The organism is Janthinobacterium sp. Bl 1 (assembly GCF_058215535.1).
In genome coordinates, this window is sequence record NZ_CM177086.1 from 2,351,434 (window position 1) to 2,374,926 (window position 23,493).

The following is a 23,493-nucleotide window of genomic DNA, read 5'->3' on the forward strand; positions in this document are numbered from 1 at the left end:
CCAGCCCGCTCAGGCAAACAGGGCGGGTTTGGCGATCATGAGCGCGCAGATGCTTACAAACACGGCCAGCTTGAGGCACAGCCAGGTTTTCAGCCTGGCGCCCGCCTGCGCGTATCCCTGTTCCACTTCTTCTTCCACCTTGTCCGCCCAGAAATGGTCGATGGCTTGCGCGCCGATAAAAAGCGCGAGGGACAGCCGCATCCAGCCCATGTGCAGCCAGGCCCATTCTTGCTCGTATAACAGGACCAGCCCGCCGGCAAGCAGTATCCAGCCTGCGACGGCGATCTGCTGATGGAGCTTATGCAAGGTCTCGCGGCCGGCAGGCTCGCGCATCAGGTTCAGCAGGCGCGGCGTCAGCATCATCGGGCCGATGAAGGCGATGGCGGCGACAACGTGCAGTATCAGCAGGAATGTATAGGTGTGCATGGCGTTCTCGTATCGGCAAGGACGGTTGTTTGTGGAACGTTTAGAATAAGTTTTACTACCCACTTCCGCTACTCGCATTCATGGCAAAAACTGCAGCGCATGCGGAACCCCGCAAGCGGCCATCCCAGGCCAGATCGGCTGCCACCGTCGCGGCGATGGTGGAGGCGGCTGCTCGCATTATTGAGGTGCGGGGCTGGGCCGCGTTGACGACGAATCACGTTGCCGAGCTGTCCGGCGTCAGCATCGGCTCCCTGTACCAGTACTTCCCGTCGAAAGAGGCGCTGCTGGCCGAACTGGTACGCCGTGAACGCGCAGTGCTGCTGCACGACGTGGGTCTGGCCATGGCGCTGGAGGGTGAATTGCCGTTCGCGATAGAGCAAGGTGTCATGGCCGGCCTGGCGCACCAGTTCAGGCGGCCCGCGCTTGCCCTCGCGCTGGAATCGGCGCCGTCGTCGCCATCGTTGCAGCGTGAGGACGAAGCCTTGCGGCAGGCGCTATCGGGCCAGCTTGCGGGGCTGCTGGCGCGTCATGGCGTCACCGATCCTGATATGGCCGCCGTTGACGTGATTGCGCTGTGCCGCGGCATCATCGACGCCGCGGCGTTGCGGGGAGAAACGGATATGGCGTCGCTTGCGCGGCGCCTGGGACGCGCGGTCCACGGCTATCTGGACACGGCGGGACTTGCCAGGGAAGCTGCCGCCAGCGCTTAGGGCAGGATGCAGCCGTCCAGGCCACACATTTCCCCGGCCGATGCGGCCAGGTTCTCCCGGGATCTGGCATGGAGGTTCTCCAGCGCCTGCCTGAAAACTTCTGGCGGCTGTGCGCCAGAAATGTGCGCTCCATTGCCGAAAACGAACAGCGGCACGCCGGAAGCGATGCGCGAGGCGCTGCGCTCATCGTCCTGCACCTGCTGGCGCAATTGCGGTGTCGACCACGCGCGCTGCACCGCCTCGGCAGGCATGCCCGCCTGCGCCGCGAGCAGGGCGAGGGAATCGCGGTCGAACAGCGATTTTCCGTGCGAAATACTCTGCGCATACAGCACTTCGACCAGGCGCTGTTGCAAAGCCTCGTCGTTGACGGCCTTGACGAGCATGTGCGCGTCCATGGTGTCGCCAAACAGCATGGTGTCGAAGCGGTAGTCCAGGCCTTCGGCCGTTCCATGCGACTGCACCGAATACAGCATGCCCTCGGCGGCCATCGGATCGCGAAATTTTTTCAGCAAGGCTGCCTTGATCGGTTCCGCTTGATGTCCCGGTGCGATGCGGTAGGCGCGCAGCCTGACCTGCACGGCGTCCCTGTGTTCGAAAGCGGCAAGGGCCTTCTCGAAGCGGCGCTTGGCGATCCAGCACCAGGGGCAGACGAAATCGGACCAGATGTCGACGACCAGCGCTTGTGTGTTGTTTTTCATGGTTGCTCCTTGAGTGGCCGGCCCGGCGTGCACGCATGCCAGGCCGGCTGATGCGGCAGTATCAAGCCTTGTCGAACGCGTCCAGCACGTGGGTGCTGTACACAACGGCGGCGCCGGCATTGAGGTTGATCGCCACGCCGAGCGCCTCGCCAATTTCTTCCACGGTCACGCCCAGTTTCTTGGCGGCGGCAGCGTGGAAGGCGATGCAGCCGTCGCAGCGCGTGGTGACGGCCACTGCCAGCGAGATCAGTTCCCGCGTTTTCGCATCGAGATGGTTGGTCTTGTCGCCGGCGCCACCCAGTGCGGCGATGCCTTTCATGGTGTCGGGCGTCAGTGCGTTCAATTGCAACGCACGTGTGTTGATGTCTTGCCGAGCTTGTTTCCAGTCTTCCATGATTTCCTCGCTATGTAGGCGCTTGCGCGCGGGTTGGTGGCTAGATGATTCCCGGGATGGGTATCAGGCCTCGATTACTTCCAGGGTGGGCAGCATGCGGATGGCCTTCGAGAAATTGGCCAGGTTGACCGACGTTTTGGTGACGGCCTGGTGCAGCGCCTCGACGCGCTCGCGCGAGGCATCCGTGCGCAGCCGCACCACGTAGCTGACTTCGTCGTAGCCGGGATTGACGTTCTCGTCCAGGCCGAGGAAGCCGCGCAGGTCCAGCTTGCCGTCCGTTTCGATTTCCAGGCTGTGCACGGTGATGCCCATGGCCGCCGCATTGGCTGCGTAACCGACTGACAGGCAGGCGTTGAGGGCGGCCATCAGCAGTTCTTGCGGATTGGGCGCCGTGTTTTGGCCCAGCAATTCATGCGGTTCGTCCGAGGCGATCTCGAAATGGCGCGCATGCTTTTCACCACCCAGAACATAGTGGCTGACAGTGGCCACGCTGCGCGTCTGGTGCTGCCAGCGGGTCTTGACGTTGAAACGCGCCTCGCCCTTGTCGGGATGCCCTGCCACGCCCTGCGCGAATTGCTGCAATGCCGCCACGTTGATGCCATTGAGCATATTGCTGGCAGGCGCCGCGCCATATGCGGGATAGTCCGTATAACCGTGGGACGGGGCGCCGCTGGCGCCGTAATAGGTCGAACGGTCGCTGTCGGCCAGCGGCCAGTTGTTTTGCATGCGCTCCACCAGATCCGGGTTGGAGATGAATGGCATGCCGAAGGCGATCAGGTCGAGGTCGCCTTTTTCCAGCTCGCTGCGCGCGAGTTCCTGCGTGAAGCCGCCCGCGCCGATCAGGGTGCCGTGATAGTCCTGGCGGAATTGCGCGCCAAAGCCGGCTGGCACTTCCGCCGCCGTGATGGTCGGCTGGTAGTTCAGGTGCACATAGGCCAGCTGCCTCGTATCGAGTGCCTGCGCCACGCTGCTCCACACTTGCGCTTCATCGGCATAGGCGCGCATGTCGTACAGGCGGCCGAATGGGGAGATGCGCACGCCGACCTTGCCGCTGCCGATGGCGGCCGACAGGGCGTCTATGGTCTCGAGCAAAAAGCGCTGGCGGTTGGCGATGCTGCCGCCGTACTGGTCGGTGCGCGTATTGACGGCGCTGCTGAGGAACTGGTCGAACAGGAAGCCGTTGGCCGCCATGATCTCGATCCCGTCAAAGCCAGCGTCGATAGCGACTTTTGCCGCATGCACGAAGTCGGCGGTGACGCGGGCGATCTCGTCGACGCTCAGCGCGCGCGGCACGCTGGGCAGCACCGGTCCCGCCTTGCCCGGTTCGATCCAGGCGTAGACGGTGGTGTTTTCCGCCGCCACGTCGCTGGGGCCGACGGGCGCCGCGTTGCCAGGCTGGATCGATACGTGCGACATGCGGCCCACATGCCACAGCTGGGCGAAGATCTTGCCGCCCTTGGCATGCACGGCATCGGTGACCTGGCGCCAGCCCTGGCCCTGCGTGCTGCTGTAGATGCCGGGCGTGTACAAATAGCCGCGGCCTTCATCGGAGACGGGCAAGCCTTCGGTGACGATCAGGCCGGCCGAGGCGCGCTGGGCGTAATACAGCGCGGTGAGCGCATCGGGATTGTTTTCGAGCGTGCGCGTGCGCGTCATCGGCGCCATGACGACGCGGTTGGCCAGGGAAATGCCGGACAGGTCATAAGGGGTGAACAGTTGATGCATGTGATGCCTCGCAAAGGTCGAATGCGCCGTGGCGCGGAAGGATTGCCGGGTTAAATACCGGGTTCGAAATAAGTCTACCATCTAGTAGGTAGGCAAGTCAACCGATCGCATTGCCGGCAAAATCGCTATGATGCGGCTTTGCACGGGACGATACGGATGATGGCCATGAAGACGCGCCTGATGGCGGGCCTGGGCGCGCACGCGCTGGGCTGCCTGTTGTTTATTGTGTTGAGCTGGCTGGGGTTTTACCTGTACACGCAGCTGTTCGGCAGCCTGGGCTCGCGCGGGGTGGCCGGCGGCCTGGCCCTGCTGCTGGTGTTTTACGTGTACGCGGGCACGAATCTGCTGCTGGCGCTGCTGCCGCCTGGCTGGTGGAAGCCTGCGTTGTGCGGCTTGCTGGGCGCGGCCGTGCTCGCGTATCTGCTGCCCCAGCATCCGCTGCGGGCGATCTACTTCAGCGTGCTGGCGGGCGGCTTGAGCTGGCTGGCCGTGCTGGCCAGCGCGCGTTTAAGCCGATATCTGCGCGGCTGACAGGCCCGTAATAAAAGCGGCGACGGCGATGGCGGCCGCTTCCGGCGCGGCCTGCAGCAGCATGTGCGGCGCGGCGATGTCGACCAGTTGCGCGCCCGCTGCCTGCCGCAGTATCTGCACGGCGTTCGCGGGCGGCACCAGGCGGTCGTGGCGGGCGCGCAGATACAGCACGGGCAGACTGCCGCGCGCGAAGCTGCGCGTGGCGTCCGTTTCCAGTACGGCGCGCAGGCGCTGGCGCAGCGTTGCCGGCGGCACTTGCGCCAGCGCCGCGGCCAGTTCATTCTGCAACTGCGGCGTGGAGAAGGGCGCCAGCAGCGCCTGGCGCAGGGCGAAGCCGGGCATCGTGCCGAAGGGCACGAGGCCCAGCAGGTGGCGCAGCGGCGCCAGCACCGGGCGCGGATTGCGCACGAACGAACAGCACAGGACCAGGGCGCGCATGCCGGGCGGCGGATCGGCGCGCAAAGCCGCCCCCAGCGGTCCCGAAAACGATTCGGCCAGCACGACGAAAGGGCGGTCCCGCGGCAAGCGCTCGCGCACGAATGCTTCCAGCGCCGCATAGTCGAGTGGCGCGGCCGGATAGGCGATGGCCAAGGTATCGATGGCGCTGTGCGCGCGCAAGGCGGCGTCGAAATGGTGGAACAGGCTGGCCGTGCCATCCATGCCGGGCAGGAGGACAAGCAGTGTCGAAGCGGGAGGAGAGATCGTCATTGCGGCCATCATAACAGCCGCGCCGGCGCACGCGCCGTCCGCCAGCCGCACGGCATGGGGGCTGGCGCCATGCTAGAATCGCCGGCGCGCCATGCGTGGCCGCAAGAGCGGCCAAATCCCCGACAGACAGAATCATGCATATCATTTTTTCGAATTACCGCACCCTGGGCGGCGCCTTGCTGGCAGCGGCCTGCATCCTTTCCCAGCCCGCCCGCGCCACGGCGGCGCCCTCTGCGCCGGCCGGGAAAAGCCTGTCGTCCTTGCTGGCCGGCGGTGCCTTGCCGCGCCTGAGCGAAGACCCGCAAGTGCGCGCGGCCCTGTTCGATTTCTTCGGTTACGCGCGCGGCAGCTACACGGAGGACGATGAACTGCTGCTGGCGCAGGCGCTCGAAGCGATCAGCGAAAAGCGCGACGCCACGCGCACCGTGCTGGCCGACGGCCGCCAGTTGCTGGCGTCGATGAATGACCGCAAGCAGGGCCGCGAACGCGGTGCCATGCTGCTCGACAAGCGCGGCACCATCATCGCCTTTGGCCTGGTCAATGGGCATTGCCGCCTGGAGGGCCAGCCGCTGGCGAAAGTCTGCAATCCCGATCCGAATGCGGTGCTGACCGTGTTCCACCGCAAGGGCATGCTGGTCGGCGATGCGGCGCCCTTGCTGGCCTGGGCCCGGCAATTGCCGCCCATGCTGGCGCTGATCGCGGGCGACAAGGAAGCGGGCGCCGATGGGCAAAAGATCGCCACGGTCGAATATGTGCTGGCGCAGCCGGCCCTGCCGGGCTGGAACCGCGCCCAGCTGCCGCCCGCGTATCCGCCAGCGCTGCTGCCGCTGCTGCTCGATAAATCGACGGTGCTGACGTCGGCCGGCGCCGGCGTGTTTGCCTATCCGCTCACGCTCAAGGGCAAGAAACAGAACAATGTGCTCGACCATGCGGAAGGCCGCCCGCCGCGCGACCTGGAAGTGGCGCTGCGCAGCTATGCCAGTTTCGACACGGTGGTCGAGCGCTATCGCCAGCTGGCCAAGGGCGCCAGGCTGCAGCGCAACGAGCGCACGGCCTACCTCGATGGCAACATGGGGCAGGGCAGCTACCGCGTCTACATCCGCAACACGGGCGCCGATGGCGTCATGATCGACGTGGCCTTGTGGCAGCGCAAGCTGGCCGCCAGCCGCTGATCTAGCAAGGGCCTGGCTGCTCGTAGCCCAGTTGTGCCAGCTGCGCGGCGATGGCGTCGTCGCGGGTTTTTTTGCCTGTGCGCAGGCGCGCATGCGTGAGGGACGCGGGCAAGCCATGCGCCAGCAGGGCGTCGATGTCGAGCATCGTCTCGGATGCCGACAGCTGGCGCAGGGCGGGCAGGGCGGCGAGGCCGGGCAGGCTCTCGAGCGTCTTGCAGGTGTGCAGATGCAGGCGTTCAAGCACGGGATTGGGGCCCAGCGCGATCTGCCGCAGCTTGATCTGGTCTTCCACCCATAGCGCCTGCAGCAGCGGGAAGCGGCCGATGTCGCCAAGGGTTTCCAGGCCGCGCACGCGTACCACTTCCAGTTTCCGCAACAGGGGCGCCTCGATGCGCGCGAGCGACTCGCGCCCGCCCAGCTGCAACAGCAGCCGGTCCAGGCGGGCCATCTCCGAGATGAAATCCAATGGCACCTTGTTCTTGATGCGGTACAGCGACAGCTCGTGCAGCGCCGGCAGGCCGGCCACAGTGTCGATATGCTGGTCGTGGCCCTCGATGACCAGGCTGGCCAGCTGCGTGTAGTGGCGCAGCGGCGCCAGGTCGATATTGTTTTTGGCCGACTCGCCCAGGTTCAGGTATTCGAGGCCGCGCAAATTATCGAGCTGCAGGATGTCGGCCTGCGCCAGCTTGTACACGCCCAGGCTCAGGCGCTTCAGGTGGCGCAGCTCGCCCAGGGTTTCCAGATGGATGGCTTGCCAGTGGCAGTCGATGGACAGGCTGGCCACATGCGGCAGCGCGCGCAGGATGCGGGCGTCGAACACCCTCGGGTCGTAACCGTAGATGCGGATGGTCAGCGCCGTGCCGCAGGTGGCGGCCAGGGCGTCGAGGTCGGCCAGCAGCGGCTCCGGCTCGCCCAGGGTATCGAACTGCACCAGTACCTGCTGGCCGCCCGCGATGGCGGCGCGGATCGCCCTGGCGTCGATGCGTTCGGGATTTTGGATGCGTAGCGGCTGTGTTGCTTGCGTCATGGTCATAGTCCTATCGGGTAGTCCACTTTCCTGGGAGGAGGGCAGCCTTCCGGCCCCGGAAACGTCTGCTTGCCCGTGTCGTCGTAGCGCTTGCCGCATTCCACGAGCACGCGCTTGCGGAAGGTGTAGATGCTGGCCACCTTGCCATTCGGGTGGTAGCAGATATTGTCGCCGTCGCGGTCGGACGAAGCATAGCTGATCATGGTCTCGCCGTTGACCGTGCGCGTGCTGTGGCCGCTGCGCGGCTCCGTGCATTTGAGCTGGCCGCTTTCGTAATAGACGTTCAAGACCGAGGTGTCGGCGGCGCGGTCGACCAGCAGTTCATCCTTGCGCTTGCCGTTCGGGTAGTTCGAATAGCCTTCCTGGCGCTGGCCGTACTGGAAGGCGTAGTAATACTGCGGCTTGCCGTCCGGGTAGTACATATGGTGGTACTCGCACACGTCGTCGCGCGTGCTGCCGTATTCCTTGAAGGTGCAGCGGTGGATGTCGTTGAGCAGCTGGCCGTCTTCATAGTATTCGCGCAGGTGCGTGAGCAGGCGGCCCTGGTCGATGACGGCCAGCCGCTCCGGCTTGCCGTTCGGGTAGTAGCGCGCGTCCAGGCCCTGCTTCTTGCCCATCTCCCACAAGGTATCGAGGCGCAGGATCTTGCCGCTGTCGTCGAATGCCTGTTCACGCCCATCGAGCTGGCCGTTGCGGTAGGTGGCCGTGTAGACCACGTATTCCTTGCCGGCCGGGCCCAGATAGCGCGTGCGGCTGCCTTCGAGCACGCCGGCCTGGTAATGGTCGCGCAGGCGCAGCGCGCCTTGCGCATCCATGTCGATCGCTTCACCCTGTTTTTTGCCTTGCACGAAAGTGACGCTTTGCGTGGCCTTGTCCTTGAGCTTGAGTTTCCACGGACCGTCGCGCAAGTCTTCGATGAAGCTGCCGTCGCCGTCTTCCGTGATCCACGCGCCATGGCGCGAGCCGTTCACGTAGTTGCCGCGCGTTTGCAGCTTGCCGCCCATGCTGCGTTCGTGCGGGCCGTTCAGCTGGCCGCCCGCGTAGGTGTCGAAGCCCGTCACTTCCTCCGCATCGGCATAGTTGACGACCGTCCAGCGGCCTTCGCGCTTGCCGGCCCGGTACATGCCGCTCTCGCTCTGTTTTGGGTAATTGAAGTACCACATGCCTTCCTGCAGGCCGTCGACGAAATGGCCTTTTTCGCTGCCTTCGTGCATGCCTTCGCGCACCCAAAGGCCCTGGCGCTTGCCTTTCGCGTACTGGCCCCGCTCGACCACCGAGCCGTCGTCCCAGGCCAGGCTGTAGATGACGGAAGGGCCTTCCTGGCTGCCCGTGAACTGCTTCGGCGCCGTTTCCCACGTCACTTGCCACAGGCGGTAATTGCGCAGGATGCCGGCGCCCGCATCGCTGTACAGGGTGTAGCTGGCGGTAAGAAAACGGTCGCCTTTCTTCTCGAAGGTTTTCTTGTAGATGATGGCTTCCTGGCTGCCAGCCTCCACGGGCTTGCCCTCGTCGCTGTAGTAGCCGACGACGGTGCCCTGCGTATGGTCGATGGCGTCGAAGTCCGCATTGCCGCTCTTGCCGCGCGCGACGCTGTAGTCCATCGGCGCCAGCTTGGCCAGCGCCGCCTTGACCTGGCCCGCGTTGGGAGCGGCGCTTTGCGCCACGATGCGGTTCAGGGCCGGCTGCAAGCCGTCGAGGCGCCGGTACTTGCCGGAACTGCGGTGGTAGCGGTAGGCGCGCAAGCCGTTCTTGCCGTCCTGCCGGAACAGCACCAGCATGGTTTGCACGCTGTCGTCCGATCCCTTGTCCAGCGAGGCGTAGAAGACGGAACGGATGACGGCGTTGCCGAACTGGTCGAGCAAAATGGGCTTTGAATTGCTGCCCTTGCACTCGCAGTAATAGCCGTTGACGCCTTCTTTTTCCTTGAGAAAGGCGATGTCGAAGCCGCTGTCCTGCGAGGCGGTGATGGCGGGATGGGCGAGGGTCTTGCCTTCGTAGAAGGGCGCGCCGTGGGCGAAGGCGGAGCAAAGCAGCAAGGGCAGAAGCAGACGTTTCATCGTGATACTGGCGCCGGGGCGCCGCAATGGAAAGGCCACGATTCTGCCTGCGTTCTTACTTGTGGGCAAATGGGCGCGCGTCTATCGTGTGCGCGCCCTGGTTCAGGGCTGGTGCGCGGCGCAGAAGTCCAGCAGCAGCTGCTCACCGTCCGGCCACGGGCCGTAGCCGGCGTCGCCGTTGATATGGCCGGCGTCGCCGATCATGGTGAAATCGCTGCCCCAGGCGGCGGCAAACGCGCGTGCCCGCGCGAAGCTGACGTAGGGATCATCGCCGCTGGCGACCACCAGGCTGGGAAACGGCAAGGCTTGCAGCGGCATCGGCGCAAAGCCCGTCGTGCCGGACGGGTAGGAGGGCGCTTCCACATCGCTGGGGGCGACGAGGAAGGCACCGGCGATCTTGTGCGGCGAGCCGCTGGCCGCCCAATGGGCCACCAGCGTGCAGGCCAGGCTGTGCGCTGCCAGCACGGGCGGGCGCTCGCAGCCGGCGATGGCACGGTCGAGCTCCGCCACCCATTCATCCTTGTCCGGCGTCTGCCATTCCCCGTGCGGCACGCGCGACCATTGCGGGTGGCGCGCTTCCCAATGGGTTTGCCAGTGCTGCGGCCCGGAATTCCACAGGCCGGCCAGGGTCAGGACGAGAGGCGACATCAATGCTCCTTAAAGTTATAACTCCGTGCGTAGGGCGAATAGCTCAGGGAACAATACCACGTCGAGCATCTTGCGCAAATAGCTGACGCCCGCCGTGCCGCCCGTGCCCGTCTTGAAGCCGATGATGCGCTCGACCGTCGTCACGTGGCGGAAGCGCCAGAAGCGGAAGGCCGTTTCCAGGTCGACCAGCTTCTCGGCCAGCTCGTACAGGGCCCAGTGTTTCGACGGGTCGCGGTAGACTTCCAGCCACGCCGCCTTGACGGAGACGTCGGCGCTGGTCGGCAGGGTCCAGTCGGCGTCCAGGCGCTCGGGGGCGATATGCAGGCCGCTGCGCGCCAGCAGCTTGATCGATTCATCGTAGACGGAGGGCGTGCGCAGGGCGGCGTCGAGCACCTTGTAGGTGTCGGGCGCCGTCGTGTGCACGTTGAGCAGGGCCGCGTTCTTGTTCCCCAAAATGAATTCGATCTCGCGGTACTGGAAGGACTGGAAGCCGGACGAGGCGCCCAGGTAGGGGCGGATGGCCGTGTATTCGGGCGGCGTCATGGTGGCCAGCACGTCCCAGGCGTGCACCAGTTGGTCCATGATGCGCGCCACGCGTGCCAGCATTTTAAAGGCGGGCGCCAGGTCGCCGCTTTGCAGGTTGGCGCGCACGGCGTGCATTTCGTGCAGCATCAGCTTCATCCACAATTCGCTCGTCTGGTGCTGCACGATGAACAGCATTTCGTTGTGGTTCGGCGACAGCGGATGCTGGGCCGTGAGGATGCGGTCCAGCGCCAGGTAATTGCCGTAGCTCATAGATTCGCTGAAATCCATCTGCGCGCCATGCCATTGCGCATCCTGGCCGCCCGCATGCATGGGGCAGCCGCTCGTGTTTTCCTTGTTCATATTCTTGTCGTCGCTCATGGGGTGATTCAGGTGACGGCATCGCGCTTGGCGGCGATGTCGTAGGCTAGTGTGTCGAGGATGTCGCGCAGGATTTCCACGGCATCCCACACGTCGGCAAAGCTCGTGTACAGGGGCGTGAAGCCGAAGCGCATGATGGCCGGTTCGCGGTAGTCGCCGATGACGCCGCGCGCGATCAGTGCCTGCATGACGGCATAGCCGTGCGGGTGCGTGAAGCTGACCTGGCTGCCGCGCCGCGCATGCTCGCGCGGCGTGACGAGACCCAGCGGATGGCTGGCGCAGCGCTGCTCCACCAGCGCGATGAACAGGTCTGTCAGGGCCAGCGACTTGCGCCGGATGGCTTCCATGCTCGTTTGCGCAAAGATGTCGAGGCCGCATTCGACGAGGGCCAGCGAGAGTATCGGCTGCGTGCCGCACAGGGCGCGGGCGATGCCGTCGGCGGGCGCGAAGCCCGGGTCCATGGCGAACGGCGTGGCGTGGCCCCACCAGCCGGACAAGGGCTGGCGGAAGCGCGCCTGGTGTTTTTGCGGCACCCAGATGAAGGCGGGCGAGCCGGGGCCGCCATTCAGGTATTTGTAGGTGCAGCCGACGGCCAGGTCGGCGCCGGCGCCGTTCAGGTCCAGCGGCACGGCGCCGGCCGAATGGGCCAGGTCCCACAGCGCCAGCGTGCCCTGCGCGTGGCAATGGCTGCTGATGGCGGCCATGTCGTGCTGGTAGCCGGTGCGGTAGTTGACGTGCGTGAGCATCGCGACGGCGCAATCGATATCGATGGCCTGCGCCAGTTCCTCGGGACTGTCGACCAGGCGCAGCTGGTAACCGCGGTCGAGCCAGGCGGACAGGCCTTGCGCCATGTACAGGTCGGTGGGGAAGTTGCTGCGTTCGCTGACGATGATGCGCCGCGTGGCGCATGCCGGATCGCTGGCCTGCATCTGCAGGGCGGCGGCCAGGGCCTTGAACAGGTTGACGGACGTGGTGTCGGTGATTACCACTTCGCCCGTGCCGGCGCCCAGCAGCGGGGCCAGGCGGTCGCCCAGGCGCTTGGGCAGGTCGAACCAGCCGGCCGTATTCCAGCTGCGGATCAGGTCCGTGCCCCATTCTGCCGTGATGACGTGCTGGGCGCGGGCCAGGGCCGCTTTCGGCCGCGCGCCCAGGGAATTGCCGTCGAGGTAAATCACGCCTTGCGGCAAGTCGAACTGCTGGCGCAAGGGCGCCAGGGGATCGTCGAGGTCGCGCGCGCTGCAGTCATGTCGAGAAATCATGGTGGCTTTCATGTTGGTACTTGTGTCAATGGCACGATATTGCTTGAAGCTTAAAGTATTGTGCGGAAGCAGGCAGTGTAGCAAATCCACGCCGGAAAGCGGAATTTCCGCGCTCGATGAGGCGCGCGAAGTGCCTGCCTGCGGGGCGTCAACGAAAAAAATCACGATTTTTAAAAATATTTTCAAATAGCCCTAAAGTTTCGCCAGACGCCGCCGTCAACGAATACATGAACGGTGTCAAACCGGCCGAAAAAGAATGCGGATCTTTGAAATATTTTTCAAAAAAGCCCTAAAGTTCCTGTCCAGGCAGCCGTTATCTAGGTAGACAGGCTTGATTCCGATCAAGTTGTTGTAAAAAAGTGATATTTTTTACAGGCCAAAAATTGGCTAAATCCGGCATGCAGCCAACCACTCACATCCGCGCCGTTACTGGCGTGCGACCATGATCGAGCAGTGTTTGTCAGACAAACACCTACGATTCCATCCGCCGTTTCCCGACCAAAAATACAGCGCTGCGCCTCTGTTGCGTTTAATGTTGCTCCTGCAGAATGTATCTCACTGGCAACAAACAATGCCAGCTGAATTCAACGGATTGAGGAGATGGAAATGACTGCTAACGACATGATGGCTGAGATTCGCGACGCTAACCTGAGCTACCTGATGCTGGCCCAGCAAATGATTCGTGCGGACAAGGTAACGGCCATCTTCCGTTTGGGCATTGCCGCCGAAATCGCCGAACTGATCGAAGGCATGAGCAATGCGCAGATCCTGAAGCTCGCTGGCGGCAACATGATGCTGGCCCGCTTCCGCTTCGACGACAGCGCCATCCTGGGCATGTTGACGAACTACAATAAAGACCGCTCGCTGGCCCAGTCGCACGCAGCCATTCTGATGGCGGGCCAAGGCGTCGAACAACGCGCTTGCCTCTGCAACATTTTAGCTGGAAACCTTTAGTTAGTATCAGTCAGTCGCGGAGTACACAGCATGGCCAAGAAAAGTGTCGTATCGGAAGCGCAGGAAATCCAGCTGGCCATCGAATTGATACAGCTGGGTGCCCGTTTGCAACTGCTGGAGACGGAAGTCTCGCTGTCGCGCGAACGCCTGCTGAATCTGTACAAGGAATTGAAGGGCGTCTCGCCGCCCAAGGGCATGTTGCCGTTTTCTACCGACTGGTTCATCACCTGGCAACCGAATATCCATTCCTCGCTGTTCATCAATATCCACAAATTCCTCGTCGATCACGCCGGCGCCACGGGCATCGAAGCCGTGATGAAGGCCTATAAGCTGTATCTGGAACAGATGCCGCCCGAAGCGGGCGAAGAGCCGCTGCTGTCGCTGACGCGGGCCTGGACCCTCGTGCGTTTTTTCAGCAGCAAGATGCTGGACATGGCGCCCTGCGGCAAGTGCGGCGGCAAGTTCGTCGTCAACTGCCTCGACCTGAACGCCGATTATGTATGCGGCCTGTGCCACATGCCTTCGCGGGCCGGCAAGACCAAGAAGGCGCGCGATGAAGCGGCCGCTGGTGCGTCGCCGGGCGTCGCTGCCTGAGCCTGCCCGATCTAGTGTACAAATATAGACAGAGAGCAAGCCGGAGCGGTCGCCTGACCGCACTCCGGCTTTTTCATGCCGGCATCGCTTACACTGGCGTTTTCCTTCTTTAACTTGCCCATGCTGCAACAAATCCTGCGCGCGCCCGCGCTCAAGGCCATCCTGATCCAGGTGCTGGCCTTTCCCTTGATGTTGCTATTGGTATATGGCCTGGCGCGCGCCGGCGTCGCCATGTCGCTGCCGGCGGTGACGCTGGTGCAGGGCGTGCTGGCGGCGCTCATCACGTGGCGCGCAGGACTGGCGCGCTGGTGGTGCGCCATCGGCCTGCTGTTTGCGCCCGCCTTGCTGGCCGCCAGCCTGCTCGATTTGCCCCCGGCCGTGTTCCTGGCGGCCTTTGTTTTCCTGCTGAGCCTGTACTGGTCCACATTCCGCACGCAAGTGCCGTTTTATCCGTCGGGGCCGAAGGTGTGGCAGGCCGTAGCCGGGCTGATCGCGGACCGTCCCGGCGTGCGCCTGATCGATATCGGCAGCGGCCTGGGCGGCCTGGTGCTGGACCTGGCGCGGCGCCGGCCCGACGGACAGTTTTCCGGCATCGAACTGGCGCCGCTGCCGTGGCTGGCAAGCCGCTTGCGCGCGAAGCTGGCGGGCAGCCGCGCGCGCTTCCTGCGCGGCGACTACGAAGCGCTCGATTTCGGCCGCTACGACGTCGTGTTTGCCTACCTGTCGCCAGCGGCGATGGCAGCCCTGTGGAGCAAGGCGGAAAGGGAAATGTTGCCCGGTAGCATGCTTCTTAGTTACGAATTCCAGATTGCGGCACGCAAGCCCGATAAGACCATCGCCGCCACAGAGGGTGGTCCTTTGCTTTACATATGGTGCTTTTAAGCAATTGTCTGCGTTATTTGCTTGCCCGTGGGGCAATCTCACGTTATTGTAGTTCCACACGGCATTTTCTCGGAATTGCGTTGAAAAGCAGAGCATTTCAATTAACTTTCGGTTACTTTTTTGCCACTGTCCTTGCCGGCGGCGCAGCCGCCAAAAGACAGGAACAGGTTTGAACATGCCGGGCACACAGCCCCGGCCATTATTGGGAGTCAGGGCACTTGTTAGTCATAATCGGATACATCATCGTTTGCGCCTCGGTCTTTGGCGGCTTCGCAATGGCCGGCGGCCATCTGGCGGCGCTGTTCCAGCCGCTGGAGTTGCTGATGATCGGCGGCGCCGCCCTGGGCGCCTTCCTTGTTGGTAACAATAACAAGGCCATCAAGGCGACGATCGCCGCCTTGCCGAGCCTGTTCAAGGGTTCGCGCTATACCAAAGAGCTGTACATGGAACTGATGTCCTTGCTGTTCGAAGTGCTCAGCAAGGTGCGCAAGGAAGGCTTGATGTCGATCGAAGGCGATATCGACAAGCCGGAAGAAAGCCCGCTGTTTTCCAAGTACCCGGCCGTGCTGGCCGACCATCACATCGTCGAATTCATGACCGATTACCTGCGTCTGATGGTGTCGGGCAATATGGACGCGTTCCAGATCGAAAACCTGATGGACAACGAAATCGAGACGCACCATCACGAAGGCGCCGTGCCGGCCCACGTGATCGCCAAGGTGGGCGATGGCTTGCCCGCGTTCGGTATCGTCGCCGCCGTGATGGGCGTGGTGCACACGATGGAATCGGTGGGCCTCCCACCGGCAGAACTGGGCATGCTGATCGCGCACGCGCTGGTTGGCACCTTCCTCGGCATCTTGCTGGCCTATGGCTTCGTCGGTCCGCTGGCCAGCCTGCTCGAGCAGAAGCTGGAAGAGTCGAGCAAGATGTTCCAGTGCGTGAAAGTGACCTTGCTGGCCAGCCTGAACGGCTATGCGCCGGCGCTGGCCGTGGAGTTCGGCCGCAAGGTGCTGTTCTCGACCGAGCGCCCGACGTTCAACGAGCTCGAAGACCACATCAAGAAATCGAAAACGAAGTAAGCAGTGAATATACGCCTGGATACCATGAGTCATTTGCAGCACACGGAAGGGGGACGCCATGGCCGATGAAGGCATGCGCCCGATTATCGTCAAGCGTATCAAGAAGACGGCTGGCGGCCACCATGGCGGGGCGTGGAAGATCGCCTACGCCGACTTTGTCACGGCCATGATGGCCTTCTTCCTGCTGATGTGGCTGCTGGGCTCCACCTCGAAGGGCGACTTGAACGGCATTTCCGAATTCTTCAAGACGCCGCTGAAAGTGGCGATGGCGGGCGGCTCAGGCAGCGGCGAGAGCAATTCCGTGATCCAGGGCGGCGGCCAGGACTTGTCGCGCCAGGATGGGCAGGTGCGCAAGGCGCAGGAAGAGCAGCAGCGCAAATCGTTCGACCTCAATTCCGCCAAGGCCGCGCTCGAACGCGAAGAAGGCAAGCGGCTGCAGGCGCTCAAGGCGCGCATCGAAGCGACCATCGACGCCAATCCCCTGCTGAAAAAATACAAGAACCAGTTGCTGCTCGATATCACCAGCGAAGGCTTGCGCATCCAGATCGTCGACGAGCAGAACCGTCCGATGTTTGCGCTCGCCAATGCGAATCTGCAACCGTACACCAAGGAAATCCTGCACGCGATCGGCTTCGTGCTCAACGAAGTGCCGAACCGCATCGGCCTGTCCGGCCATACGGATTCGACGCCCTACATGAGCGATGCCGGCTACAGCAACTGGGAATTGTCGGCCGACCGCGCGAATGCGTCGCGGCGCGAACTGGTGATCGGCGGCATGAAGGAAGAAAAAGTCTTGCGCGTGGTGGGCCTGGGCTCGGCCGCCCACCTGGACAAGCTCGACCCCTTCAATCCGATCAACCGGCGCATCAGCATCATCGTCATGAACAAACGCACGGAAGAAAATGTCTTGCGCGATGGTTCGGCGATCGAGCTGCCGGTGACCGATGCCGCTTCCGCCGCTGTCGCGTCAGGGTTGGCGGCCGGTGCGCCGCCCGCGGCGCCAGTCCCCGCCCCAGCTGCGGCGAAAAAATAACACGCAAGGCTGTCGACGCGTGGTGTACTGAAACAATGAGACCTTTATGACAAGAAAGAAAATACTTGGCTCGCATGTAAAACGCCTGCTGTCTGGCGTGTCGGACCATGGCCGCAAGCACTTGACGGAGGTGGAAACCGACCTGGTGCAGACCGGCATCTTGCTGGAAGAGGCGATCGAGAAGCTGTCCTTCAATTTCATGGCGATACACGCAGCCGTTGCTGCGCAGCAAGACACCATCGCCTTGCTGCTCGACGGCGGTATTCCGGCCGAGCAGCAGCGCGAAAAACTGCTGGCGTTGCAGGATGAGGTGGGGGGCTATGTGAATGCCGCCATCACCAGCCTGCAGTTCCAGGACATGACCAGCCAGCTGATCGAGCGCACCTTGAAGCGCGTGACGGGCTTGCGCGAGTTCCTCGGGACCCTGGGCGAGCATGGCGCGGAGATGTTGCCGGAGAGCGACAATGAAGAAATTGTCGCCTTGCTGGGGCGGGTCAGCATGGCGCTGGCGATTCAAAGCCTGGAGTTGCGCAGCGTGCTGCGCAAGGCTGTCAGTCAACAGCATTTGGAAAGTGGCGACATCGAGCTGTTCTAGCATGCCAGTGCGGAGCGCTTGTGGTTGCATGGATTGATTAATCAAATACTCGGGCAGGATGCCCGGAATAAGTGGGAGCAAAGATGGCCAAAACGATACTTGCAGTGGACGATTCCAGCTCATTGCGCCAGATGGTGGCGTTCAGCCTGAAAGCCGCCGGTTACCAGGTGGTGGAGGCCGTCGACGGCCAGGACGGACTGGAAAAAGCCAAGCTGCAAACCGTGGACCTGGTATTGACGGACCAGAATATGCCGCGCATGGATGGCCTGGAACTGATCAAGTTGTTGCGTGAACTGCCGACCTACCAGAAGGTACCCATCCTGATGCTGACGACGGAGTCGTCGGACGAGATGAAATCGAAAGGCCGTGCCGCCGGCGCCAATGGCTGGCTGGTCAAGCCGTTCGATCCGCAACGCCTGATCGAAGTGGTCAAGAAGGTGATCGGCTGATGCCAGCCGCGCAGTGCAATGATGCAATTGACGGAGTCACCCTATGACCATCGATATTAGCCAGTTTTTTCAGGTCTTTTTCGATGAGGCCGAAGAACTGCTGGCTGAAAAGGAACGGCTGCTGCTGGCCGTTGATATTGCGGCGCCCGACGCCGAAGACCTGAATGCCATTTTCCGCACCGCCCATTCGATCAAGGGCGGCGCGTCGACGTTCGGCCTCTCCGACATGAGCGAGGTGACGCACATCCTCGAGTCGCTGCTCGACCGCATCCGCCAGGGCCAGATGGCGCTGACGGCGGAACACGTCGACGCCTTCCTGGCGGCCAAGGATATCCTCAAGATGCAGCTCGACGGCCACCGTCTGGGCAGTGCCGTCGACCAGGATGCCGTGGCCAATGTGCGCATGATGCTGCAGTCGTTCTCGCAGGACGTGCCCGTGGCTGCGCTCACGCCCGTCGCACCGGCCTTCCATACGGCGGAAAAAGCCGCCGTCAGCCATGCTGGCGGCCATCGCATCCGCCTGGAACTGCCGGCCATGGAGCCGCGCGAAGTCGATGCGCTGGCGGCCGAACTGGGTTTGCTGGGCGATGTCGCCGTGTCCGCCTTGCCCGACGCGCGCAAGGTGCTGGAAGTGACGACGCATGAAAGCCTGGACGATATCCTGGCCATCTGCTCGTTCGTGCTCAATCCCGACGACATGGTCATCACGCAGGCGCCGCCACTGGCGCCAGGCGAAGCCGAAGCGGCCCGCGCGGCGCAGGAAAAGGCCCAGGGCTACGGTTTCTTCGACCCGCTGCCAGGCACGCCAGCCGCGCAGGGCGCGACGGACCCCGGCTATGGCTTCTTCCAGCCACTCGAGGATATCCGCGCCGCCGCCGGCGTGCAGAGCGACGCCGAACAGGGCTACGGTTTCTTCCAGCCCCTCGAACAGATACGCGCCGACGCCGCCAAGGCGGGCAACGCCAGCGCCGCCGCGCCGGCCGTGGCCAGCGCCGTGGCCGAAGCGGAACAGGAAAAGAAACCGGCCAAGAAAGAAGGCGACAAGGCCGGCGCCGAATCGTCGTCGATCCGCGTCTCGATCGAGAAAGTCGACCAGCTGATCAACCTGGTGGGTGAACTGGTGATCACGCAGGCGATGATCGAGCAGCGCGCCAGCGCGCTCGACCCGATGCTGCATGAAAAGCTGCTCGACAGCGTCAGCCACCTGACGCGCAACACGCGCGACTTGCAGGAAGCGGTGATGTCGATCCGCATGATGCCGATGGATTTCGTCTTTTCGCGCTTCCCGCGCATGGTGCGCGACCTGGCCACGAAACTGGGCAAGAAGGTCGATTTCATCACGAATGGCGCCGCCACGGAACTGGACAAGGGCCTCATCGAGCGCATCGTCGATCCGCTCACGCACCTGGTGCGCAACAGCATCGACCATGGCGTGGAAATGCCGGCCGCCCGCGTGGCCGCCGGCAAGACCGAAGCGGGCCGCTTGTTCCTCTCGGCCAGCCACCAGGGCGGCAACATCATCATCGAAGTATCCGATGATGGCGCGGGATTGAACCGTGAACGCATCCTGGCCAAGGCTGCGCAGCAGGGGCTGGACGTGTCCGAGTCGATGAGCGACGCCGACGTGTGGCAGCTGATTTTCGCACCCGGCTTTTCCACCGCCGAAGCCGTCACCGACGTATCGGGCCGCGGCGTGGGCATGGATGTCGTCAAGCGCAATATCAGCGCCATGGGCGGCGTCGTCGACATCCGTTCGGCAAAAGGCTTCGGCACGACGATTTCCATCTCGCTGCCGCTGACCCTGGCCATCCTCGACGGCATGTCGATCAGAGTCGGCGACGAAGTGTATATTTTACCGCTGGGCTTTGTCATCGAATCGCTGCAGCCAGCCGTTGAAGATATCAAGGACATCAGCGGCAAGGGGCAAGTGGTGAAAGTGCGCGGCGAATACCTGCCATTGATCCCGCTGTACCAGATGTTCGACATCGCGCCGCGCTTTACCAGCCCTTCGGAAGGCATCTGCGTGATCCTCGAGACGGAAGGACGCAAGGCGGCCCTGTTTGTCGACGACCTGGTGGGGCAGCAGCAAGTCGTGGTGAAAAACCTCGAATCGAATTACCGCAAGGTGGTGGGCATTTCCGGCGCCACCATTCTGGGCGATGGCGGCGTGTCGCTGATTCTCGATGTCGCCGCCCTGATCCGTTCCTCGCGCCAGCTGGCTGACGAGTCCATTTTTTCGTAATACCGATAGATAAAGATAGGAAAACGCACCATGTCAGATACTCAACAAACATCCGGAAGCAATGCGGGCGACGGCAAGGATATCGCCGGCCGTGAATTCCTGGCCTTCACCCTGGGCTCCGAAGAGTACGGCATCGATATCCTGAAGGTCCAGGAAATCCGCGGTTACGAAGCGGTCACCCGCATCGCCAACGCGCCTGAATTCATCAAGGGCGTGATCAACCTGCGCGGCATCATCATTCCCGTGGTCGACATGCGCATCAAGTTCAACCTGGGCACGCCCGTGTACGACCAGTTCACGGTGGTGATCATCCTGAACATCGGCGGCCGCATCGTCGGCATGGTGGTCGACAGCGTTTCCGACGTCACCACCCTGACGCCGGAGCAGGTGAAACCGGCGCCGGAAATGGGCACCGCCTTCTCGACCGACTACATGATCGGCCTGGGCACCATCGACGAGCGCATGCTGATCCTGGTCGACATCGACAAGCTGATGTCGAGCAGCGAGATGGGCCTGATCGACAAGCTGGCGGCGTAAGCCACCGCATGGCAGCAAGGCGGCGCCCGGTGCGCCGCCGTTTTTACCACGCAAAGAATCACTACAGATATGCATGTACCGGCGCGAATAGTATTTAGAGGCGCGCCGGCAGGCTGCAAGGTCCGACAGAGACCAGGCCACAACACGGCGCCGTCCGGTTGAACGGGCGCCGTTCACATAAATATTGGAGACTGTAATGAGTTTGCGCGATTTCAAGATAGGCACCCGGCTGGGGATAGGTTTTGGCAGCATTCTCGCCATCCTGGTGGTGGTGATCGTTTCGGCGAATGCACTGAATTACCGTAACAAGGCCCAGCTGCTCACGGGCCTGGAGCTGGCAAGCGAAAAGAATACGCAGGCGTCGCTGATGAAAAGCGCGATGCTGGAAACGGGTATCGCCATGCGCAATATCGGTTTGCAGGGCGATGTGGCCCTGATGCAGGCGGAAGAGGGCAAGGTGCGCGAGCAGCGCAAGCTGTACGACGGCGCGCGCGGCAAGCTGGCCACCCTGGGCCTGTCCGATGGCGAGAAGATGCTTCTGGCCAATATCGCCAAGGTCGACGGCGAAGTCGATGCAGCCTTCAAGGAAGCGATGGGACAGGTGCTGGCGTTTAACAGCGAGGGCGCGGCGAAGGTGATCGCCACCCGCATCGATCCCTTGAACAAGACGACCCTGGCCGATATCAACAAGCTGCTCGACTTGCAGCACGTGGCGCAGCAAAGCTTCATGGACGACTCGCTGGCGGCCGATGCGCGCCTGATGACGGTACTGTTCATCCTGGGCGGCGCGGCGGTGGCGATCGGCGCCTGGTGCGCCATCTTCATCACGCGCTCGATCACGGTGCCATTGTCCGGCGCAGTGGCCGTGGCGCAGAAGGTGGCGGCCGGCGAACTGACGTCGCGCGTGGTGGTCGAAGGCAAGGATGAAACGAGCGCGCTGCAGCAGGCATTGAAGGACATGAACGAGAGCCTGGTGCAGACGGTCAGCGACGTGCGCAAGGGAACGGAAACCATCACCGTGGCCTCGCGCGAGATCGCCAGCGGCAATGCCGACCTGTCGGCGCGCACGGAAACGCAGGCCAGTTCGCTCGAAGAGACGGCCTCGTCGATGGAAGAGCTGACGTCGACCGTGAAGCAGAACGCGGACAACGCGCGCCAGGCCAACCAGCTGGCCGTGTCGGCGTCGTCGGTGGCGGAGCAGGGCGGCAAGGTGGTGGCGCAAGTGGTCGATACCATGGGTTCCATCAAGGACAGCTCGCGCAAGATCGTCGACATCATCGGCGTCATCGACGGCATTGCGTTCCAGACGAATATCCTGGCGTTGAATGCGGCCGTCGAAGCGGCGCGCGCAGGCGAGCAGGGACGCGGTTTTGCGGTGGTGGCGTCGGAAGTGCGCAATCTGGCGCAGCGATCGGCCGGCGCAGCGAAGGAAATCAAGGGCCTGATCGGCGACTCGGTCGACAAGGTCGATGCCGGCAGCCGCCTGGTGGACGAGGCGGGGCAGACCATGGGCCTGATCGTCACGTCGATCCGGCAGGTGGCCGACATCATGGGCGAGATCACGGCGGCGACGCAGGAACAGAGCCACGGCATCGAAGAGGTCAACCAGGCCATCGCGCAGATGGACCAGATGACGCAGCAAAATGCGGCGCTGGTCGAGGAAGCGGCGGCGGCCGCCGAAAGCATGCAGGAGCAGGCGCAGAATCTGGGCGACGCCGTCAGCATCTTCAAGCTCGATGGCGAGAGCGCGGCGCAGGCGGCCATGCCCGCACCCGCGCCAGCGCCTGTAAAAGCGGCGGCACGGCCGGCACCGAGTGTGGCGGCAAATACACGGCGGTTGGCACAGACGGCGCAAGCCGGCTCGCCACCGCCCGCGAAAAAGCTGGCGGCGGCCGGCGGCGACGATTGGGAAGAGTTCTAACGCCAACCCGGTCCCGCTAGTTATACTTGCAAAGGCATTGGTCAGAGTAGTCATAGAGAGGTAAAAACAAATGCCGCAAACTAAAACGGATTCGGTCAAGGAATTTGATTTCACTGGCAAGGACTTCGAACGGGTCCGCGCCATGATTTACAAGCGGGCCGGCATCGCGCTGGCCGACAGCAAGCAGGAAATGGTCTACAGCCGCCTGGCCAGGCGATTGCGCGCGACCGGCATCTCCTCGTTCGTCCGCTACCTGGACGACCTGGAAGCGGGGCGCATGGGCGACGAGTGGGAAGCGTTCACGAATGCGCTGACGACCAACCTGACGTCGTTCTTCCGCGAGGCGCATCACTTCCCGCTGCTGGCCGAGCATGTGAAAAAACTGAGCGGGCCGATCACCATCTGGTGTTCGGCCAGTTCCACCGGCGAAGAGCCGTACTCGATCGCCATGACGGTGTGCGAGGCGTTCAATACGCTCACGCCGCCCGTCACCATCATCGCCACGGACATCGACACGAACGTGCTGGCCACGGCCGCCAATGGCGTCTACAACCTGGACCGGCTCGACAAGATGCCGGCCGACCGTGCGCGGCGCTTTTTCTTGCGCGGCAAGGGCGACCGCGAAGGACAGGTGCGGGTGCGTCCGGAACTGCGCCAGATGATCACCTTCAAGCCGCTCAACCTGCTGGCCGACAGCTGGCCGGTGACGGGGCAGTTCGACGTCATCTTTTGCCGCAACGTGATGATTTATTTTGACAAGGCGACGCAGCGCAAGATCCTGTCGCGCTTTGTGCCACTGATGAAGCCCGATGCCCTGCTGTTCGCGGGCCATTCGGAGAATTTTCTGTACGTGTCGGATTCATTGAAGCTGCGCGGTAAAACAGTCTATGAGCTCGACCAGCCCCGGGGCGCCGCGCCCAAGGCAACGTCGCATCGTACATGAGAGTGA

At 63.1% G+C, this 23,493-nt stretch carries 24 protein-coding genes and 1 pseudogene; 14 read left to right on the plus strand and 11 right to left on the minus strand.

The window, feature by feature from the left end; genetic code table 11:
* Window positions 1–9: 9 nt before the first annotated feature.
* Window positions 10–426 carry a hypothetical protein gene (locus AC4BCN_RS10655; protein WP_490493260.1) on the minus strand — a complete coding sequence of 139 codons (417 nt, stop codon included), beginning with the start codon at window positions 424–426 and terminating at the stop codon, window positions 10–12.
* 80 nt (window positions 427–506) lie between these two features.
* Between AC4BCN_RS10655 and AC4BCN_RS10660 the strand changes: the two genes are divergently transcribed.
* Window positions 507–1,136 carry a TetR/AcrR family transcriptional regulator gene (locus tag AC4BCN_RS10660; RefSeq protein ID WP_490493261.1) on the plus strand — a complete coding sequence of 210 codons (630 nt, stop codon included), beginning with the start codon at window positions 507–509 and terminating at the stop codon, window positions 1,134–1,136.
* Here AC4BCN_RS10660 and AC4BCN_RS10665 read toward each other — a convergent pair.
* From AC4BCN_RS10665 to AC4BCN_RS10680, 4 genes and pseudogenes are all read right to left on the minus strand, one after another.
* Entirely contained in the window at window positions 1,133–1,834 is a 702-nt protein-coding gene (locus AC4BCN_RS10665; RefSeq protein WP_490493262.1) for a DsbA family oxidoreductase, read from the minus strand. The genes AC4BCN_RS10660 and AC4BCN_RS10665 overlap by 4 nt on opposite strands.
* Before the next feature lie 61 nt (window positions 1,835–1,895).
* A complete protein-coding gene (locus tag AC4BCN_RS10670) occupies window positions 1,896–2,228 on the minus strand; it encodes a carboxymuconolactone decarboxylase family protein (protein WP_139092567.1) in 333 nt (110 codons plus the stop codon).
* A gap of 63 nt (window positions 2,229–2,291) precedes the next feature.
* Window positions 2,292–2,837 carry an OsmC family protein gene (locus AC4BCN_RS10675; protein WP_490493592.1) on the minus strand — a complete coding sequence of 182 codons (546 nt, stop codon included), beginning with the start codon at window positions 2,835–2,837 and terminating at the stop codon, window positions 2,292–2,294.
* A 21-nt stretch (window positions 2,838–2,858) separates the two neighbouring features.
* Window positions 2,859–3,953: pseudogene (locus AC4BCN_RS10680) on the minus strand (alkene reductase); the annotation flags it as partial.
* 165 nt (window positions 3,954–4,118) lie between these two features.
* Here AC4BCN_RS10680 and AC4BCN_RS10685 point away from each other — a divergent pair.
* Window positions 4,119–4,484: a hypothetical protein gene (locus tag AC4BCN_RS10685; RefSeq protein WP_139092565.1), complete on the plus strand. Its 366-nt coding sequence runs from the start codon at window positions 4,119–4,121 to the stop codon at window positions 4,482–4,484.
* Here the strand turns inward: AC4BCN_RS10685 and AC4BCN_RS10690 are convergent.
* The gene (locus tag AC4BCN_RS10690; RefSeq protein WP_139092564.1) at window positions 4,461–5,192 is read right to left on the minus strand and encodes an alpha/beta fold hydrolase; all 732 of its coding nucleotides are present in this window, start codon (window positions 5,190–5,192) and stop codon (window positions 4,461–4,463) included. The genes AC4BCN_RS10685 and AC4BCN_RS10690 overlap by 24 nt on opposite strands.
* 134 nt (window positions 5,193–5,326) lie before the next feature.
* Between AC4BCN_RS10690 and AC4BCN_RS10695 the strand changes: the two genes are divergently transcribed.
* Complete coding sequence (locus AC4BCN_RS10695; RefSeq protein WP_490493263.1) at window positions 5,327–6,364, plus strand: hypothetical protein; 1,038 nt, start codon at window positions 5,327–5,329, stop codon at window positions 6,362–6,364.
* Window position 6,365: 1 nt separating this feature from the next.
* Here AC4BCN_RS10695 and AC4BCN_RS10700 read toward each other — a convergent pair whose 3' ends face one another.
* The 5 genes from AC4BCN_RS10700 to kynU form a co-directional block, all read right to left on the minus strand.
* Window positions 6,366–7,391 (minus strand): leucine-rich repeat domain-containing protein, encoded by a 1,026-nt coding sequence (locus AC4BCN_RS10700; RefSeq protein ID WP_490493264.1) that lies wholly within the window; start codon window positions 7,389–7,391, stop codon window positions 6,366–6,368.
* 2 nt (window positions 7,392–7,393) lie between these two features.
* Entirely contained in the window at window positions 7,394–9,448 is a 2,055-nt protein-coding gene (locus AC4BCN_RS10705) for a toxin-antitoxin system YwqK family antitoxin (protein ID WP_490493265.1), read from the minus strand.
* A 102-nt stretch (window positions 9,449–9,550) separates the two neighbouring features.
* Window positions 9,551–10,096, minus strand: coding sequence for an RBBP9/YdeN family alpha/beta hydrolase (locus AC4BCN_RS10710; protein WP_490493266.1), 546 nt, complete (start codon window positions 10,094–10,096; stop codon window positions 9,551–9,553).
* 15 nt (window positions 10,097–10,111) lie between these two features.
* On the minus strand, window positions 10,112–10,999 hold the full coding sequence (gene kynA, locus AC4BCN_RS10715) for a tryptophan 2,3-dioxygenase (RefSeq protein WP_490493267.1): 888 nt from the start codon (window positions 10,997–10,999) through the stop codon (window positions 10,112–10,114).
* A gap of 8 nt (window positions 11,000–11,007) precedes the next feature.
* On the minus strand, window positions 11,008–12,258 hold the full coding sequence (gene kynU, locus AC4BCN_RS10720) for a kynureninase (RefSeq protein ID WP_490493268.1): 1,251 nt from the start codon (window positions 12,256–12,258) through the stop codon (window positions 11,008–11,010).
* A gap of 606 nt (window positions 12,259–12,864) precedes the next feature.
* Between kynU and flhD the strand changes: the two genes are divergently transcribed.
* From flhD to AC4BCN_RS10775, 11 genes are all read left to right on the plus strand, one after another.
* Window positions 12,865–13,212: a flagellar transcriptional regulator FlhD gene (flhD, locus tag AC4BCN_RS10725; protein WP_490493269.1), complete on the plus strand. Its 348-nt coding sequence runs from the start codon at window positions 12,865–12,867 to the stop codon at window positions 13,210–13,212.
* Between the two features lie 30 nt (window positions 13,213–13,242).
* Window positions 13,243–13,806: a flagellar transcriptional regulator FlhC gene (gene flhC, locus AC4BCN_RS10730; RefSeq protein ID WP_338681606.1), complete on the plus strand. Its 564-nt coding sequence runs from the start codon at window positions 13,243–13,245 to the stop codon at window positions 13,804–13,806.
* Between the two features lie 75 nt (window positions 13,807–13,881).
* On the plus strand, window positions 13,882–14,688 hold the full coding sequence (locus AC4BCN_RS10735; RefSeq protein WP_490493270.1) for a class I SAM-dependent methyltransferase: 807 nt from the start codon (window positions 13,882–13,884) through the stop codon (window positions 14,686–14,688).
* Window positions 14,689–14,906: 218 nt separating this feature from the next.
* Window positions 14,907–15,767 carry a flagellar motor stator protein MotA gene (gene motA, locus AC4BCN_RS10740; RefSeq protein WP_128139895.1) on the plus strand — a complete coding sequence of 287 codons (861 nt, stop codon included), beginning with the start codon at window positions 14,907–14,909 and terminating at the stop codon, window positions 15,765–15,767.
* Window positions 15,768–15,825: 58 nt separating this feature from the next.
* A complete protein-coding gene (gene motB / locus AC4BCN_RS10745) occupies window positions 15,826–16,800 on the plus strand; it encodes a flagellar motor protein MotB (RefSeq protein ID WP_034758370.1) in 975 nt (324 codons plus the stop codon).
* A gap of 46 nt (window positions 16,801–16,846) precedes the next feature.
* Window positions 16,847–17,395, plus strand: a complete 549-nt coding sequence (locus AC4BCN_RS10750; RefSeq protein WP_034758366.1) for a hypothetical protein — start codon at window positions 16,847–16,849, stop codon at window positions 17,393–17,395.
* An 83-nt stretch (window positions 17,396–17,478) separates the two neighbouring features.
* A complete protein-coding gene (locus AC4BCN_RS10755; RefSeq protein ID WP_034758362.1) occupies window positions 17,479–17,844 on the plus strand; it encodes a response regulator in 366 nt (121 codons plus the stop codon).
* Between the two features lie 43 nt (window positions 17,845–17,887).
* Window positions 17,888–20,086: a chemotaxis protein CheA gene (cheA, locus tag AC4BCN_RS10760; protein WP_490493271.1), complete on the plus strand. Its 2,199-nt coding sequence runs from the start codon at window positions 17,888–17,890 to the stop codon at window positions 20,084–20,086.
* 30 nt (window positions 20,087–20,116) lie between these two features.
* Window positions 20,117–20,623, plus strand: coding sequence for a chemotaxis protein CheW (locus tag AC4BCN_RS10765; protein ID WP_034758356.1), 507 nt, complete (start codon window positions 20,117–20,119; stop codon window positions 20,621–20,623).
* 196 nt (window positions 20,624–20,819) lie between these two features.
* Window positions 20,820–22,544: a methyl-accepting chemotaxis protein gene (locus AC4BCN_RS10770; protein ID WP_490493272.1), complete on the plus strand. Its 1,725-nt coding sequence runs from the start codon at window positions 20,820–20,822 to the stop codon at window positions 22,542–22,544.
* A 70-nt stretch (window positions 22,545–22,614) separates the two neighbouring features.
* The gene (locus AC4BCN_RS10775) at window positions 22,615–23,487 is read left to right on the plus strand and encodes a CheR family methyltransferase (protein ID WP_092712375.1); all 873 of its coding nucleotides are present in this window, start codon (window positions 22,615–22,617) and stop codon (window positions 23,485–23,487) included.
* Window positions 23,488–23,493: the final 6 nt, after the last annotated feature.

What these genes read in the sequence shown, in the direction of transcription:
- cheA (WP_490493271.1), top strand. Translation starts at nt 17,888, where the DNA reads ATGACCATCGATATTAGCCAGTTTTTTCAGGTCTTTTTCGATGAGGCC.
- AC4BCN_RS10705 (WP_490493265.1), bottom strand. Translation starts at nt 9,448, where the DNA reads ATGAAACGTCTGCTTCTGCCCTTGCTGCTTTGCTCCGCCTTCGCCCAC.
- AC4BCN_RS10665 (WP_490493262.1), bottom strand. Translation starts at nt 1,834, where the DNA reads ATGAAAAACAACACACAAGCGCTGGTCGTCGACATCTGGTCCGATTTC.
- kynA (WP_490493267.1), bottom strand. Translation starts at nt 10,999, where the DNA reads ATGAGCGACGACAAGAATATGAACAAGGAAAACACGAGCGGCTGCCCC.
- AC4BCN_RS10770 (WP_490493272.1), top strand. Translation starts at nt 20,820, where the DNA reads ATGAGTTTGCGCGATTTCAAGATAGGCACCCGGCTGGGGATAGGTTTT.
- AC4BCN_RS10695 (WP_490493263.1), top strand. Translation starts at nt 5,327, where the DNA reads ATGCATATCATTTTTTCGAATTACCGCACCCTGGGCGGCGCCTTGCTG.
- AC4BCN_RS10755 (WP_034758362.1), top strand. Translation starts at nt 17,479, where the DNA reads ATGGCCAAAACGATACTTGCAGTGGACGATTCCAGCTCATTGCGCCAG.
- AC4BCN_RS10750 (WP_034758366.1), top strand. Translation starts at nt 16,847, where the DNA reads ATGACAAGAAAGAAAATACTTGGCTCGCATGTAAAACGCCTGCTGTCT.
- motB (WP_034758370.1), top strand. Translation starts at nt 15,826, where the DNA reads ATGGCCGATGAAGGCATGCGCCCGATTATCGTCAAGCGTATCAAGAAG.
- AC4BCN_RS10670 (WP_139092567.1), bottom strand. Translation starts at nt 2,228, where the DNA reads ATGGAAGACTGGAAACAAGCTCGGCAAGACATCAACACACGTGCGTTG.
- AC4BCN_RS10675 (WP_490493592.1), bottom strand. Translation starts at nt 2,837, where the DNA reads ATGCTCAATGGCATCAACGTGGCGGCATTGCAGCAATTCGCGCAGGGC.
- flhC (WP_338681606.1), top strand. Translation starts at nt 13,243, where the DNA reads ATGGCCAAGAAAAGTGTCGTATCGGAAGCGCAGGAAATCCAGCTGGCC.
- AC4BCN_RS10660 (WP_490493261.1), top strand. Translation starts at nt 507, where the DNA reads ATGGCAAAAACTGCAGCGCATGCGGAACCCCGCAAGCGGCCATCCCAG.
- AC4BCN_RS10685 (WP_139092565.1), top strand. Translation starts at nt 4,119, where the DNA reads ATGAAGACGCGCCTGATGGCGGGCCTGGGCGCGCACGCGCTGGGCTGC.
- AC4BCN_RS10690 (WP_139092564.1), bottom strand. Translation starts at nt 5,192, where the DNA reads ATGACGATCTCTCCTCCCGCTTCGACACTGCTTGTCCTCCTGCCCGGC.
- kynU (WP_490493268.1), bottom strand. Translation starts at nt 12,258, where the DNA reads ATGATTTCTCGACATGACTGCAGCGCGCGCGACCTCGACGATCCCCTG.
- flhD (WP_490493269.1), top strand. Translation starts at nt 12,865, where the DNA reads ATGACTGCTAACGACATGATGGCTGAGATTCGCGACGCTAACCTGAGC.
- AC4BCN_RS10765 (WP_034758356.1), top strand. Translation starts at nt 20,117, where the DNA reads ATGTCAGATACTCAACAAACATCCGGAAGCAATGCGGGCGACGGCAAG.
- AC4BCN_RS10700 (WP_490493264.1), bottom strand. Translation starts at nt 7,391, where the DNA reads ATGACGCAAGCAACACAGCCGCTACGCATCCAAAATCCCGAACGCATC.
- AC4BCN_RS10655 (WP_490493260.1), bottom strand. Translation starts at nt 426, where the DNA reads ATGCACACCTATACATTCCTGCTGATACTGCACGTTGTCGCCGCCATC.
- AC4BCN_RS10775 (WP_092712375.1), top strand. Translation starts at nt 22,615, where the DNA reads ATGCCGCAAACTAAAACGGATTCGGTCAAGGAATTTGATTTCACTGGC.
- AC4BCN_RS10710 (WP_490493266.1), bottom strand. Translation starts at nt 10,096, where the DNA reads ATGTCGCCTCTCGTCCTGACCCTGGCCGGCCTGTGGAATTCCGGGCCG.
- AC4BCN_RS10735 (WP_490493270.1), top strand. Translation starts at nt 13,882, where the DNA reads ATGCCGGCATCGCTTACACTGGCGTTTTCCTTCTTTAACTTGCCCATG.